This window comes from Bradyrhizobium sp. SZCCT0231 (assembly GCF_018130245.1).
GTDB classification, from domain to species: Bacteria; Pseudomonadota; Alphaproteobacteria; order Rhizobiales; family Xanthobacteraceae; genus Bradyrhizobium; species Bradyrhizobium japonicum_F.
This window is the reverse complement of sequence record NZ_JAFCKP010000013.1, coordinates 44,806-57,516: the sequence shown is the minus strand read 5'-3', so window position 1 is coordinate 57,516 and position 12,711 is coordinate 44,806. Positions and strand designations below refer to the sequence as shown.

Annotated in this window: 12 protein-coding genes; 8 read left to right on the top strand and 4 right to left on the bottom strand. The window is 66.0% G+C overall.

The genetic code is table 11. From position 1 onward, the window contains the following. The first annotated feature begins 9 nt into the window (after positions 1–9). Together JQ566_RS25170 and JQ566_RS25165 are read left to right on the top strand one after the other, a co-directional pair. Positions 10–777, top strand: coding sequence for an SDR family oxidoreductase (locus JQ566_RS25170; RefSeq protein WP_212377121.1), 768 nt, complete (start codon positions 10–12; stop codon positions 775–777). A gap of 21 nt (positions 778–798) precedes the next feature. Next, positions 799–1,830 carry an L-idonate 5-dehydrogenase gene (locus tag JQ566_RS25165; protein WP_212377118.1) on the top strand — a complete coding sequence of 344 codons (1,032 nt, stop codon included), beginning with the start codon at positions 799–801 and terminating at the stop codon, positions 1,828–1,830. Here the strand turns inward: JQ566_RS25165 and JQ566_RS25160 are convergent. Then, positions 1,827–2,696, bottom strand: a complete 870-nt coding sequence (locus JQ566_RS25160; RefSeq protein WP_212377115.1) for a DUF3280 domain-containing protein — start codon at positions 2,694–2,696, stop codon at positions 1,827–1,829. The two genes, JQ566_RS25165 and JQ566_RS25160, sit on opposite strands and share 4 nt — an antisense overlap. 192 nt (positions 2,697–2,888) lie before the next feature. Between JQ566_RS25160 and JQ566_RS25155 the strand changes: the two genes are divergently transcribed. Together JQ566_RS25155 and JQ566_RS25150 are read left to right on the top strand one after the other, a co-directional pair. Continuing rightward, positions 2,889–4,271 carry a sensor histidine kinase gene (locus tag JQ566_RS25155; RefSeq protein ID WP_212377112.1) on the top strand — a complete coding sequence of 461 codons (1,383 nt, stop codon included), beginning with the start codon at positions 2,889–2,891 and terminating at the stop codon, positions 4,269–4,271. After that, a complete protein-coding gene (locus JQ566_RS25150; RefSeq protein ID WP_212377109.1) occupies positions 4,268–4,915 on the top strand; it encodes a response regulator in 648 nt (215 codons plus the stop codon). Before JQ566_RS25155 ends, JQ566_RS25150 begins: the two co-directional genes overlap by 4 nt. An 11-nt stretch (positions 4,916–4,926) precedes the next feature. Here JQ566_RS25150 and JQ566_RS25145 read toward each other — a convergent pair whose 3' ends face one another. Both JQ566_RS25145 and JQ566_RS25140 read right to left on the bottom strand, forming a co-directional pair. Beyond that, positions 4,927–5,889 carry an MBL fold metallo-hydrolase gene (locus tag JQ566_RS25145; protein WP_212377106.1) on the bottom strand — a complete coding sequence of 321 codons (963 nt, stop codon included), beginning with the start codon at positions 5,887–5,889 and terminating at the stop codon, positions 4,927–4,929. A gap of 37 nt (positions 5,890–5,926) precedes the next feature. Then, complete coding sequence (locus JQ566_RS25140) at positions 5,927–6,910, bottom strand: VOC family protein (RefSeq protein ID WP_212377103.1); 984 nt, start codon at positions 6,908–6,910, stop codon at positions 5,927–5,929. A 147-nt stretch (positions 6,911–7,057) separates the two neighbouring features. On the opposite strand from JQ566_RS25140, the gene JQ566_RS25135 reads away from it, so the two are divergent. Then, positions 7,058–7,849: a DNA-binding transcriptional regulator gene (locus JQ566_RS25135; protein ID WP_212377100.1), complete on the top strand. Its 792-nt coding sequence runs from the start codon at positions 7,058–7,060 to the stop codon at positions 7,847–7,849. A gap of 316 nt (positions 7,850–8,165) precedes the next feature. Here the strand turns inward: JQ566_RS25135 and JQ566_RS25130 are convergent, their stop codons facing one another. Further along, entirely contained in the window at positions 8,166–8,840 is a 675-nt protein-coding gene (locus JQ566_RS25130; RefSeq protein ID WP_249139783.1) for a TetR/AcrR family transcriptional regulator, read from the bottom strand. Positions 8,841–9,007: 167 nt separating this feature from the next. Between JQ566_RS25130 and mhpA the strand changes: the two genes are divergently transcribed. Genes mhpA through JQ566_RS25115 form a run of 3 tightly spaced genes read left to right on the top strand, consistent with a single transcriptional unit; the run spans position 9,008 to position 12,657 of the window. Then, positions 9,008–10,531: a bifunctional 3-(3-hydroxy-phenyl)propionate/3-hydroxycinnamic acid hydroxylase MhpA gene (mhpA, locus tag JQ566_RS25125; RefSeq protein ID WP_212377097.1), complete on the top strand. Its 1,524-nt coding sequence runs from the start codon at positions 9,008–9,010 to the stop codon at positions 10,529–10,531. Positions 10,532–10,556: 25 nt separating this feature from the next. Then, complete coding sequence (locus JQ566_RS25120; RefSeq protein WP_212377094.1) at positions 10,557–11,408, top strand: fumarylacetoacetate hydrolase family protein; 852 nt, start codon at positions 10,557–10,559, stop codon at positions 11,406–11,408. 37 nt (positions 11,409–11,445) lie between these two features. Further along, positions 11,446–12,657 (top strand): ABC transporter substrate-binding protein, encoded by a 1,212-nt coding sequence (locus JQ566_RS25115; protein ID WP_212377091.1) that lies wholly within the window; start codon positions 11,446–11,448, stop codon positions 12,655–12,657. Positions 12,658–12,711 lie beyond the last annotated feature (54 nt).

Sequence of the window (12,711 nt, the reverse complement as noted above, 5' to 3'; positions counted from 1 at the left end):
TTCCTCGAGATGAGCACTTCCCTCTTCGACCTCTCCGGCCGCACCGCGCTCGTGACCGGCTCCTCCCGCGGCCTCGGCCGCGCCATTGCCGAGGGCATGGCCAAGGCCGGCGCGAAGATCATCATCAACGGCGTCGATCCTGAGCGAGTCGAGCAGGCCGTCGCCGAGTTTCGCAGCGCGGGCTATCAGGCCGAAGGCGCCGCCTTCAACGTCACCGACGAGCCCGCGATTATCGCGGCCTTCAACGAGTTCGACAGACAAGGCATTGTGGTCGACATCGTCGTCAACAATGCCGGCATCCAGCACCGCAAGCCGCTGGTCGAGTTCACCACCGACGAATGGCGCAAGGTGATCGAGACCAATCTCACCAGCGCCTTCGTGATCGGCCGCGAAGCAGCCAAGCGCATGATCCCGCGCAAGCGCGGCAAGATCATCAATATCGGCTCGCTCGGCAGCGAGCTCGCGCGCCCCACCATCGCGCCCTACACCGCGGCCAAGGGCGGCATCAAGAACCTGACCCGCTCGATGGCGGTGGAATGGGCCCAGCACGGCATCCAGGCCAATGCGATCGGCCCCGGCTACATGCTGACCGACATGAACGAGGCGTTGGTCAACAATGCCGATTTCAACAATTGGCTGATGGGCCGCATTCCCTCCAAGCGCTGGGGCAAGCCGGATGAGCTGGTGGGTACCGCGATCTTCCTGGCGTCGGACGCCTCCACCTACGTCAACGGCCAGATCATCTATGTCGATGGCGGCATGATCGCCGCGATGTGATCCGCGAACCAGGAGCAAGCCATGCGCGCCGTCGTCATTCACGCCCCCAAGGACCTGCGGATCGATAGCTATCCCGATCCGGCCCCCGGCCCCGGCGAGGTCCGCGTCAAGATCGCCAATGGCGGCATCTGCGGCTCAGACCTGCACTACTTCCATCACGGCGGCTTCGGCGTCGTCCGCATCCAGCAGCCGATGGCGCTGGGCCACGAGATCGCCGGCGTGGTCGCTGATGTCGGTGACGGCGTCACCGGCGTCAGGCCGGGCACGCGCGTCGCGGTCAATCCGAGCAAGCCGTGCGGCCAGTGCCTGCATTGCCAGGAAGGCCTACGTAACCAGTGCCTCGACATGCGCTTCCTCGGCAGCGCGATGCGCTTTCCCCATGTACAGGGCGGCTTTCGCGAGTTCATCACGGTCGATGCGACGCAGGCTGTGCCGATCTCCGACAAGCTCTCGCTGGCGGAAGCTGCGGTCGCCGAACCGCTCGCGGTCTGTCTGCACGCCGGCAAGCAGGCCGGTCCCCTGCTCGGCAAGCGCGTGCTGATCACCGGCTGCGGCCCGATCGGCGCACTGATGATCCTGGTCGCGCGCTTCGGCGGTGCATCCGAGATCGTGGTGACGGATGTGGCGGACACGCCGCTCGCGGTCGCGAAAAAGCTCGGCGCCACGCATGCCATCAATGTCGCGACCAATGCCACCGCGCTCGACCCCTGGCGCGCCGGCAAGGGCGTGTTCGACACGCTGTTCGAGGCCTCCGGCAACCAGGCAGCGCTCCGCACGGCGCTCGACGTGCTCAGGCCCGGCGCAACGCTGGTGCAGCTTGGCCTCGGCGGCGAGATGACGCTGCCGATCAACTCCATCGTCGCCAAGGAATTGCAGCTCCGCGGCACTTTCCGCTTCGATCCCGAGTTCGAGCTCGCGGTGCGCCTGATGGGCGAAGGCCTGATCGACGTCAAGCCGCTGATCACGGCGACCATGCCGTTCGAGAACGCGGTCGCCGCCTTCGAGCTCGCCAGCGACCGTTCGCAATCGATGAAGGTGCAACTGACGTTCTAGGGTTTTGCCTGGCTCTCGATCAGCTGGTCGCTGACCAGCCGGACGGCACCCCGTTTCCACGAATAGTCTGCGCCCATGCGCAGGCCGCTGTCGCCGCGCGCCAGCACCGCGCCGGTCCTGGCATCGCGAACCTGGAAGCCGAGCGTGTATTCGGTGCGGCTGACGCGGCGCACCACGCCGATCAGTGACTGGTCCGCACCGAGCTTCCGCGCAATGGAGGCCTCGCAGCCGCCGCAATCTCGTAAGGCCCTCGCCTTCCCCGCCTCGTCGCCGACATCAACGATCCGGTAGCGGCCGGATTGGCCGAGCGCCTCGCGCACACCGCCGGTGACCTCGGCCAGATACGAGGCGTCCGAACCGGCTGACGCGCCCGCTGAGGCGGCGGTCATGTCCTCGAGCTCGAAATCGAACACTGCAAGCCCGACCGGCGCAGGCGTGCCGAGCGCGGTCATCACCTCGCGAGACACGAAGATCTCGGCGCGCTCCCATGCTTCGTCACTGTCGCCGCGGAAGCTGTAGAGCTTGTCCAGCACGAGTTTCTTGGCGCCGACGTCGATCACGGCGACCTTGGCCCACTGCACCAGCGTGCTCGTCTTCTGGATGCCGCCGATCACCTTGAACGCCGCTCCGTCCTGGGCGGACGGCACTAAGCGGTAGCGCTGATCCGCGCCGATGTCCCGTCGAAGCGCGGCCATGAACGCCGCCAGCCGCCGCTCGTGGGCGGCGGTCTGGTTGGTCGGCTCGGCCGACGTGTCCGTATAGCTGAAATCGTCCATGGCAACGCCAATGGCGCCCGCGGCATCGACCGGCGAACAAGAGAAAACGAAGAGGAGCAAAGCAGAGAGAATCAACCGGAAGCGGTGCATACGGACCTCGCGGGGATGACGCGGCCCGCAAATCTGGACGGGTCGCCTGACGCCGTGCAGCCGTGACCGTCCCGACAAACGCCGGGAAAATTTCACGACGTTTGCACTGCGGTAAGGCGGGAACGCTTCCCGCCGCCGGCGTTCTGCCGTTTAATGAGGCGCGACAAACCCGTTCGCACCAGGTGCAAGCCGATGTGGAATCGCCCGAGGTTCGATCTCAAGGTCCGTCTGACGCTACGCGTGGCCGCGATATCGGCCGCCTGCTTCGCCGTGATCTCCGCCTATTTCCTCGTTACGGCTGACAGCGCGGCGCATGCGCGCATCGACAGTATCGCCGCCATCGTGGCGAAGACACTGGAGCTGCAACAGGGCAAGGTCCAATGGGTGGCGAGCCCCCGCTCGGACTTTCCGAACCTTGACCCGGTTTCGGCCCATGTGATGACGCCGGGCCTGTGTCTTGGCTTCCGTAGCGCGAGCGGCGACATGCTGCAGCGTTTCTGTAGTGGCGCGCCTGCCCCGGCGAGCCCGCCGCCGCAAGCCTTCGCCGCGTTCTATCGCAGCCTGTTCGACCCCGGCCGCGAGGCGGCACGGCCCGTGATCGTGCGCGGAACCAAGCTCGGCGAGACCGTGGTCTCGGTCGATCCGGCCGTGCAGACGGCCGAGGCCTGGCACGAAGCCGGCCGCTTGATGATCGCGCTCGCGATCGCGCTGCCGCTGCTCTGCGCGCTGGTCTATGCCGCACTGGCCCGCGCCCTCCGCCCTACCCGCATGATCGGCAACGGCCTCGAGCGCATCGCCGCCGGCGACCTCACGACGCGGTTGCCGCCGTTCGATCTCGCCGAGCTCTCCGCCATCCGGGACGTCTTCAACCACCTCGCCGAAAGCCTCGACACCGCGCTTGCCGAGCGCAGCGAGCTGACGCGGAAGCTGATCGCGCTCCAGGACGAGGAGCGCCGTCATCTCGCGCGCGAGCTGCATGACGAGTTCGGCCAGTCGCTCGCCGCGATCCGCGCGCTTGCCGCATCCGCCCGCCAGACTGCGGCGCAGGACTGTCCCGGCTTGCTGGGCGAATGCGACAGCATTGCCCGCACCGCGACCGGCATGATGGAGACGCTGCGCGGCGCGCTGTTCCGGTTGCGGCCGCCCGATGTCGACGAGCTCGGCCTGGTCGCCAGCCTCGAAGGCCTGGTGTCGGGGTGGAACGGCCGCAGCCGTGGCCAGACCCGCTTCGATATCCGGTTCGACGGTGCCTTCGAGAGCGTGCCTGCCTCCGTCAGCGCCAATCTCTACCGGATCGTGCAGGAGGCGCTCACCAACGCGGCCAAGCACGCCGGCGCCACGAGGGTCAGCCTGCATCTGACGATGGCCGAGAGCGAGATCGTGCTCGCGATCGAGGACGATGGCCGGCCGAACGAGGCTGCCGTCAAATCCGGCATGGGCCTGCTCGGCATGCGCGAGCGCGTCGCCGCGCTCCGCGGCCGGCTGAGCTTTGAGACCGGCCCTCATGGTTCGGCGCTGCGCGTGTTCATTCCGCTCGCGGCCGCCGATCGGCAGGGGCTGGAGCACGCGGCATGAGCGCGACGGATGCGACCATCTTGCTGGTCGACGACCATTCCGTCGTCCGCGAGGGCTATCGCTCCGTGCTCCAGAAGCAGCCGGGCCTGCGCGTCATCGCCGAGGCGGCCGACGGTGAGGAGGCCTATCGTCTGTACAAATCCGAGGCGCCCGATCTCGTCATCATGGACCTCAGCTTGCCCGGCATCGGCGGCATCGAGACCGTCAGGCGGATCAGGCAGTGGGACAAGGCGGCACGAATCCTCGTCTTCACCATGCACGAGAATGCCGGCTTTGCCGTGCAGGCGATCCGCGCCGGCGCGAGGGGTTACGTCACCAAGACCAGTCCGCCCGAGACCTTGGTGCGCGCGGTGAAGGACGTGCTCGCCGGCAAGATCGCCATCAGCCCCGACATCGACCACGAGCTTGCGCTCAGCCGCATCAGCGGCGAGACCTCGGCCGCCGACGTGCTGACGCCGCGCGAATTCGAGGTGCTGCGGCTGCTGCTCGCCGAGAACACCACGGAGGAGATCGCCGAGACGCTCCATGTCAGCCCGAAGACGGTGGCAAACCTGCATTCCCTGATCAAGGACAAGCTCGGTGTCGGCTCCGACATCGAGCTGGTCCGGCTGGCGCTGCGCCAGGGCCTGCTGACGGAAGTTTGAGTGCCCCGGCCTTACGGCTCCAACTTCGCTCCGTCGGGCGAGAACGCCTCCACCGACTCGCCGATCCTGAACGACATCAGGTCCCGGCCGACCAGTAACGGCCCCTTGTACGCCGTGCGCGTGCGTAGGATCAGCGGCTCCTCGGGAATGTCGGGCGCGGGCTTCACCGTGCCGAACACGATATGGGAGTAGACGGCGAGCTTTGGCTTGGCGGACGCAAAGATCTGGCCGGCCTCCTCGGGCGAGGTGTGGTGAGCCTGGATGTCCTTGTAGACGGGATTCTTGACCAGCAGCTCCGGCTCGATGACCGCGACCTCGTGGATCAGTAAGTCGGCGCCCTCGGCCGCCTTCGCGATGCGCTCATCGTACTTGGTGTCGCCCGACAACACGACCTTGTGGCCGCCATATTCGACGATGTAACCGAACGACGGCTTGATCTTTTCGCCGTGGTTCACCTCGATCGCGCTGACCTTTACGCCGTTGTTCTCATAGACCGGACCGGCTTCGATATCCTTTGCCGCAAACGTGACTGCTACGGGATCGAGATGCTCGTCATCGATCCGGATGCGGACGTCGTCGGCAAAAGCTTTGGCGAGGTGTTCCGTCATTGCGACGGTCCCCTTCGGGCCATAGAGCTTCATCGGCCCCTTACGCGAAGCCCAGGGCGTGGCGAGCCACCCTGTCAGCCACATGTCGGGAAGGCCGACGATGTGGTCCGAATGCAGGTGCGTGATGAAGCTCGCGGTGACCGCGCCGAGCGGAATCTTCAGCTTGTAGAGCTGGATGGTCGCGCCGCGGCCGAGATCAAACAACAGCCTTTCGCTCCCCGCCTCCACCAGCGTCGACGCGCTGAAACTGGTGGGCCGCGGCGTCGGCACGCCGGTGCCGAGCAGCGTGACCTTCATCGGTTCGGCGCAGACGACCGTGGTGAACGCGAGCAGCACAAGGCCCGCGCGCATGAGGGTTTTGAGCATGTTTTCCTGTCCTGAGTGTTGGATTATCGACGGCGGGTCATTCGCGCGCGACCACCTGGTCCAACCACGCACAGTTGAGCGGCGGCACGCGCGGATCGGCGACGCGGACGCCGCGGGCAGCCGCGTCGAGTCGCATGTCGCGCAATCGCTTGCGCTGCTCTTCGGGCATATGAAGCCGCTCGTGGCCCCACAGTGAGGGCCCATCAAAGGTCTCGTGCGGCTGCCAGGTCTCGGGATTGATGACGCGTCCGCCCCAGCCGTATTCGATGAAGAAGCCGGACGGCGTATTTACGTAGAACGAGGTCATGTGGTCGTTGGTGTGCCGGCCCAGCGTGTAGGCGATGCGCCCCTCGTCCATCTGCGCGAGGTCGTAGCCCTGCCCGACATCGTCGAGGCTGCCGAGCTCGACCATGAAGTGATGCATCGCCTTCCGCCCCGAGCCGACCATCGCAAAGGAGTGGTGGCGGCCATTGACGTGGAAAAAATAAAGCCCGTAAGGCTTCAGCCCAAAATCGGAGACGTGAAAGCCGAGCACGTCGCGATAGAACGGCAACAGCGGCTCGACATCCTCCACATTGAGCACGACATGCCCCATGCCGAGCGCCCCGGTGCGGAAGCCCGAGATCGGGCGGCCCGGCTTGAACGGCTCGCTCGCAAGCTCCGGCTTGCAAAAGGCTTCCAGCCGGTTGCCGGCGGGATCGGCAAACGCGATCAGCTCGGCGACATGCCGCTCGTCAGCGAGCGCGCGCGAGCCTCGGACCACCTTGATGCCATGGCTTTCCAGCCGTCCTGCCAACTTGTCCAGTTCGGCAGTCGAAGGAACTTCCCATCCCATCACCGCAAGGCCGGCATCGCTGCTGCCGTCGACGATCAGCCGCTGCTTGCGGTCGTCCATGCGGAAGGCGCGCATCTTGCCGCCGCGATCGACCTGCTGCATGCCGAGCAGCCCGGTCGCCATCTGGCTCCACTGGTCGAGCTGGGATGAACCGATTCCGATATAGCCGAGCGCTGCGATTTCCATCAACGTCCTCCCGAAGGCATCGTGATCGCCGTACTGCGGCGAGCTTGATACCGGCCGCGCGCGATCCTACGGTAACGTCCCGCGATCGCTTCGCGTTCGCAAAGACGATAATCGCGCAGCCGTGCGCCACAAGGGAGGAAATACGAAGTGTCCAAGGAGCGGACGCGGAACGGACAGCCGCGGCAGTCGGAGGGCGTCCGCGCCTTCAAGCGCGGGCTGGACGTGCTGCAGGAGGTCAACCGCTCCGGCGGCATCCGCGCCGGCGATGTCGCCCGCGCGCTCGACCTGCCCCGACCAACCGTCTATCGCCTGCTCGAGACGCTGGAGGAACTCGGCTATGTCGCCCGCAGCGCCAGCGATGATCGTTTTCGCGTGACCCGGCTCGCCCTGAGCCTCGGCGACGGCTACGACCCCGGCGTGGTGATCTGCCAGGCGGCCGCGCCCTATCTCGCCGAACTCAGCAAGACCCTGGTCTGGCCGGTCGATCTCTCGACCTACGAGAACGCCGCGATGGTGGTGCAGGAAACCACGCATTCGCGCAGCCCGCTCTCGATCGACCGCGGCATGATCGGCAAGCGCCTGCCGATGCTGCGGACGTCGGCGGGCCGCGCCTATCTCGCCGCCTGCCCGGCACGCGAGCGCGACCTCATTGTCAGCCATCTCCGCCGGATCGACGAGGCCGACGACCGCCCCTTCCTCGACCAAAGCTACCTCGATCAGATGATTGCCGAGACGCAAGCGCGCGGCTACGCGATCCGCAGCGAGGGCGAATACAATCCCAAGACGGCTTCGATCGCCGTGCCGATCATCCGCGCTGAAGTTGTGTTCGGCTGCATCTCGATCATCTGGATACGGTCGGCGCTTTCACGCGACGAAGCTGTCGCGGGGTTCGTCGCACCGCTACGCGCAACGGCAGCCGCCATCCCGATCGAGTCCTAGGGCGCTCTGGACCCGGCACGCCGTTGCGAGTTCAAGGCCTGGGAGGACGCATCAAAGACGGCACGGCATTGTGGGCTGAGCTGATCTCGCTGGGCGGCCATGCAGCTCCTGATCTGGTCCCGGTCGGGTACGTAAGCGGCGCAAAGCCGAAGAGCGTCTCCCATGCAGGCTTGCCGCTGGTCGGCCTCGCTCGGGCCGGACTGAGCCAGGGCCGGCGTGATCGTTGCGCTCAGCAAGGCAAGAACAAGACGAAATTGCATGGGAATACTCACTCTCTCGCGTTGGCGTTTAGCAAGGCTGGCGATGTCATCCAGCGTCATCGTGGCAGGTGAAGAAACGTCGCGATCGTCGTCTCGACGAGCAGATCGCGAGACGCTTCCGGGTCGATCTCGGGAGCAATCCGATTCAGCAGCATCGGAAAAGCCGGCGGCTGATTCAGCGCAGCGTTGAGAAGCGCAAAAAACAGCGCCGGATGGCGACTTCGAATGATGCCTGCTTCAATACCGGCGGAAAAAAGCTCACGAACCGCCGCGTAGGCCGGACGCAGCAGCCGATCCGACACCAGCATGGCCCGCTCCGGCACTTCCGTGGCATGCCGAACGACGAAATCCCTGACATCCGGATGCGCAGCATAGAAGGCGGCGATCTCGGAGATCACGCCGCAAAGCCGCTCACTCAGCGGGCGCTCGGAATCGCAGGCGATCTGCTGGACGCCCGCCATGGCCGGAAGCCCGATCGCGACGACTCGATCGAGGCACGCCTCCCAGAGCGCAGCCTTGTTGCCGAAATGAACGCGAACAAGGTTGGCGCTGACATTGGCCGCCGCAGCAACGCTGCGCAGATCGGCGCCATCGAAACCATGGCAGGCAAAGGCATGGGTGGCCGCCGCCAAAAGCGCCTCGCGGCCATCCGGCATATCCTTGCTACGACGCCCGCGCGGGCGCGACGGCACAGCGGTCTTCCTTCTGGTTTTCGCCACGATCACCTGCATATATGTTCAGATGTACATATACGCGGTTGTGCGCGCATTGCAAGGGCTAAGCATGGGAGGGCCTTACCCAGCCGAGACGTCCGCACCCGGAGCCCATCTGTCCGCTGGACGGACACTCGGCGCGGCAGCGTTGATGCCGCGGCCCGCCTGAGCACAAAGATGGCCCCATGCAAGATAAATCCGCCATTTCGGAATTCGATGTTGTCATCGTCGGCCGCGGCCCGGTCGGCGCGACGCTCGCCAATCTGCTCGGCCTCTGCGGCGTGCGGACGCTGGTGCTGGAGCGCGAGGCGCGGACCTATCACCTGCCGCGCGCGGTGCATTTCGACGACGAATGCATGCGCGTGTTCCAGACCATCGGCCTCGCCGACGCGATCCTGCCGCAGGTGATCCTCAGCCCCGGCATGCTCTTCCTCGACGCCCACGGCAAAATGTTGCTGGATTGGTCGCGCCCGCAGACGCTGACGCCGATGGGCTGGCATCTCAGCTACCGCTTCCACCAGCCGGATCTTGAGGACGTTCTGATTGCCGGTCTTTCGCGCTGGCCGCACGTCACCTTGCGCAACCGCTGCGATGTGTTCGCGCTCGACCAGGACGAAGACGGCGTCCGCGTTCGCTATGAGGACCTTTCGAACGGCAAGCTCAGCGAGGTCCGCGCCGGCCACGTGATCGGCTGCGACGGCGCCCGTTCTCTGGTGCGCCGCTTCATCGGCTCCGGGATGGACGACCTCGGCTTCCACGAGCGCTGGCTGGTGATCGACGTCCTGCTCAAGCGCGCGCGCGACGACCTCGGCGACTACAGCCTCCAGCATTGCGATCCGAGACGGCCGGCGACCTACGTGCGTGGCACCGGCACGCGGCGGCGCTGGGAGATCACGGTGCTCCCGCATGAGGATTCGCAGGAGGTCGCGCAGCCGGCAAAGGTCTGGGAGCTGCTGTCGCGCTGGGTCACCCCCGACGATGCCGAGATCGAGCGCGCCGCGGTCTACACCTTTCATTCGGCGATCGCACGGCAATGGCGGAGCGGTCGGCTGCTGCTTGCGGGCGATTCCGCGCACCAGACCCCGCCCTTCCTCGGCCAGGGCATGTGCGCCGGGATCCGCGATGCCGCCAATCTCGCCTGGAAGCTGGCCGGCGTCATTCGCGGCGGCGCCAGCGCCGATCTCCTCGACACCTATCAGAGCGAACGGCTGCCGCACGTGCGCGAGTTCATCGAGCTCGCCATTCGCCTCGGCGGTGTCATCAACACCAAAGCGATCGAGGCCGGCCTTGCTGCCGGCGAAGCGCGCGAGAACGCGCCGGTCAGGCTGGAAGTGAAGAAGCCCCTGCTCGGCCCTGGACTCGCGTTCGGCGACCTGCCACTCGCCGGACATCTCGCACCGCAATTCATGCTGAGCGACGGACGCCGCAGCGACGACCGGACCGGCTATCATCATGTGCTGCTCGTCGAGACCGCGGCCGCACTCTCATCGCGTCTCGCGCTTTCACAGGCAGGGATCAATATCCTGACCAGCGACGATGCCCACGGCCTTGGGCCCTGGCTGCGCGAGCACGGCATCGTCGCCGCACTGGCTCGTCCCGACCGCTACATCCGCGGCACCGCCCGCAACGAGACCGAGCTCGAGCGGCTCGTCGCCGCCGTCATTCCTGCAACCCAAATCCCTCCAGCCCAAGCGCCGTCCGCGGCCTGATCGAACCCACTTTCAAGGACACCTCATGAAGCTACTCTCATTCGTCGCCGGCGGACGCGCCTCCTTCGGGGCCCTCAAGGACAATGGCGTCGTCGATCTCGGCACGCGCATGGCGCCCTGCGCCACGCTGCGGCAGCTGCTCGAAGCCGGTCGCCTCGCCGAGGCGGCGAAGATCGTCGCATCCGCCAACCCCGATCATCCGCTCGACGAGATCGCCTTCGCCCCCGTCATCCCCGATCCCGGCAAGATCATCTGCGTCGGCCTCAACTACCGCGACCACGTCGCCGAAACCGGTCGCACCGTCACCGAGAAGCCGGCGCTGTTCGTCCGCTTCCCCTGCAGCCAGGTCGGCCATCTCCAGCCCATTGTGAAGCCGAAGGTGAGCGACGATTTCGACTATGAGGGCGAACTCGCGCTCGTCATCGGCAAGGACGGGCGGCACATTCCCGCGAGCCGTGCGCTCGACCATATCGCCGGCTATGCCTGCTACAACGAGGGCAGCATTCGCGACTGGCAGCGCCACACCAGCCAGTTCCTCGCCGGTAAGACTTTTGCGGAGAGCGGCAGCTTCGGCCCGTGGCTGGTAACGGCTGATGAAATTCCCGATCCGTCGAAACTCACCTTGCAGACGCGCCTGAACGGCACCGTCGTGCAGAATACGACGACGGATCTGCTGATCACCGCCATCCCAGAGCTGATCGCCTACATCTCGACCATCTGCCCGCTCGTCCCCGGCGATGTGATCGTCACCGGCACACCCGGCGGCGTCGGCGCCAAGCGCACACCGCCCCTGTGGATGCGCCCGGGCGACACCGTCGAGGTCGAGATCTCCGGCATCGGCATCTTGCGCAACGAGGTCGTCGCCGAACCGACCTGACCGCCCATACCGATCAACGATAAAATCAGGAAACGCCATGAATCCCCTCCGCACGACATCCACCGCCATGCTGTTGACTGCGCTCGCGCTCGCGGGCTCCGCTGCGCGGGCCGAGATCAAGGGCGACGCCATCCGCATCGGCGTCCTCACCGACATGAACGGTGTGTTTGCGACCGCGATGGGCCCGGGCTCGGTCGAGGCGGCGCGGATGGCCGCGGAGGAGTTCGGCGGCAAGATCAACGGCAAGCCGATCGAAATCTTGCAGGCCGATCACCAGAACAAGCCGGATCTCGCCGCATCCCTGGCGCGAAAGTGGTTCAGCGACGGGGTCCAGGCAATCGCCGATGGCGGCAGCTCCGGCGCGGCGCTGGCGGTGCAAGAGCTGGTGCGCGGCAACGGCAAGATATTCCTCGTCTCCGGCGCCGGCGCGAACCAGCTGACTGATGAAGCGTGCGCTCCAACCAGCGTGCAATGGACCCAGGACGCCTATTCCACCGCGACCGCCGTGGTCTCCGGCATCATGCAGACCAGCAAGGAGCCCTGGTTCTTCATCACCGGCGACTACGCCTTCGGCCATTCGATCGAGGCGACCGCGCGCGACCGCATCGCCGCGCTCGGCGGCAAGGTCGCCGGCAGCGTCAAGGCACAGCTCGGCACGCCCGATTACAGCTCATTCCTGCTCCAGGCGCAGTCGTCAGGCGCCAAGATCCTGGCCATCAACGTTGCCGGCGACAACGCGACTGCGATCAAGCAGGCCGAGGAATTCGGGCTCGCCGATCAGGGCATGAAGATCGTGCCGATGTCGTTCCAGAACGTCGACATCGAGGCGGTTGGGCTCAAAGCGACGCGCGGCGATCTCATCGTCACCTCGTTCTTCGAGGATGTCTCGCCGGCAGCCCGGAAATTCTCCGATGCGTTCTTTGCTCGCCGCAAGGCGATGCCGTCGCAGATCCAGGCCGGCGTCTATTCCGCCGTGCGCCACTATCTGCAAGCCGTGAAGGACACCGATTCCGACGAGGGCCCTGTCGTGATGGCCAAGATGAAGGCGATGCCGGTGTCGGACGCCTACACCACCAACGGCCGCATCCGCGAGGACCAACGCATGGTGCACGATCTCTATCTGGTGCAGGTCAAGACTCCGGAGGAATCCAGGGGCCCGTGGGACTTCGTCAAGCTGGTCGCGACGATCCCGCCCGACCAGGCCTTCCGCCCGCTCGATCGCAGCAAATGCAGCCTGGTCGGCAAATAGAGCGTTTTCAACGCGAAGTGGATACCGGTTCGCGTCAAGAAAACGCGTCAAACA

Excerpts from the sequence above, each read along its gene's own strand:
- JQ566_RS25155 (WP_212377112.1), top strand. The coding sequence starts at position 2,889 with ATGTGGAATCGCCCGAGGTTCGATCTCAAGGTCCGTCTGACGCTACGC.
- JQ566_RS25150 (WP_212377109.1), top strand. The coding sequence starts at position 4,268 with ATGAGCGCGACGGATGCGACCATCTTGCTGGTCGACGACCATTCCGTC.
- JQ566_RS25140 (WP_212377103.1), bottom strand. The coding sequence starts at position 6,910 with ATGGAAATCGCAGCGCTCGGCTATATCGGAATCGGTTCATCCCAGCTC.
- JQ566_RS25165 (WP_212377118.1), top strand. The coding sequence starts at position 799 with ATGCGCGCCGTCGTCATTCACGCCCCCAAGGACCTGCGGATCGATAGC.
- JQ566_RS25145 (WP_212377106.1), bottom strand. The coding sequence starts at position 5,889 with ATGCTCAAAACCCTCATGCGCGCGGGCCTTGTGCTGCTCGCGTTCACC.
- JQ566_RS25115 (WP_212377091.1), top strand. The coding sequence starts at position 11,446 with ATGAATCCCCTCCGCACGACATCCACCGCCATGCTGTTGACTGCGCTC.
- JQ566_RS25160 (WP_212377115.1), bottom strand. The coding sequence starts at position 2,696 with ATGCACCGCTTCCGGTTGATTCTCTCTGCTTTGCTCCTCTTCGTTTTC.
- mhpA (WP_212377097.1), top strand. The coding sequence starts at position 9,008 with ATGCAAGATAAATCCGCCATTTCGGAATTCGATGTTGTCATCGTCGGC.
- JQ566_RS25120 (WP_212377094.1), top strand. The coding sequence starts at position 10,557 with ATGAAGCTACTCTCATTCGTCGCCGGCGGACGCGCCTCCTTCGGGGCC.
- JQ566_RS25130 (WP_249139783.1), bottom strand. The coding sequence starts at position 8,840 with ATGCAGGTGATCGTGGCGAAAACCAGAAGGAAGACCGCTGTGCCGTCG.
- JQ566_RS25170 (WP_212377121.1), top strand. The coding sequence starts at position 10 with ATGAGCACTTCCCTCTTCGACCTCTCCGGCCGCACCGCGCTCGTGACC.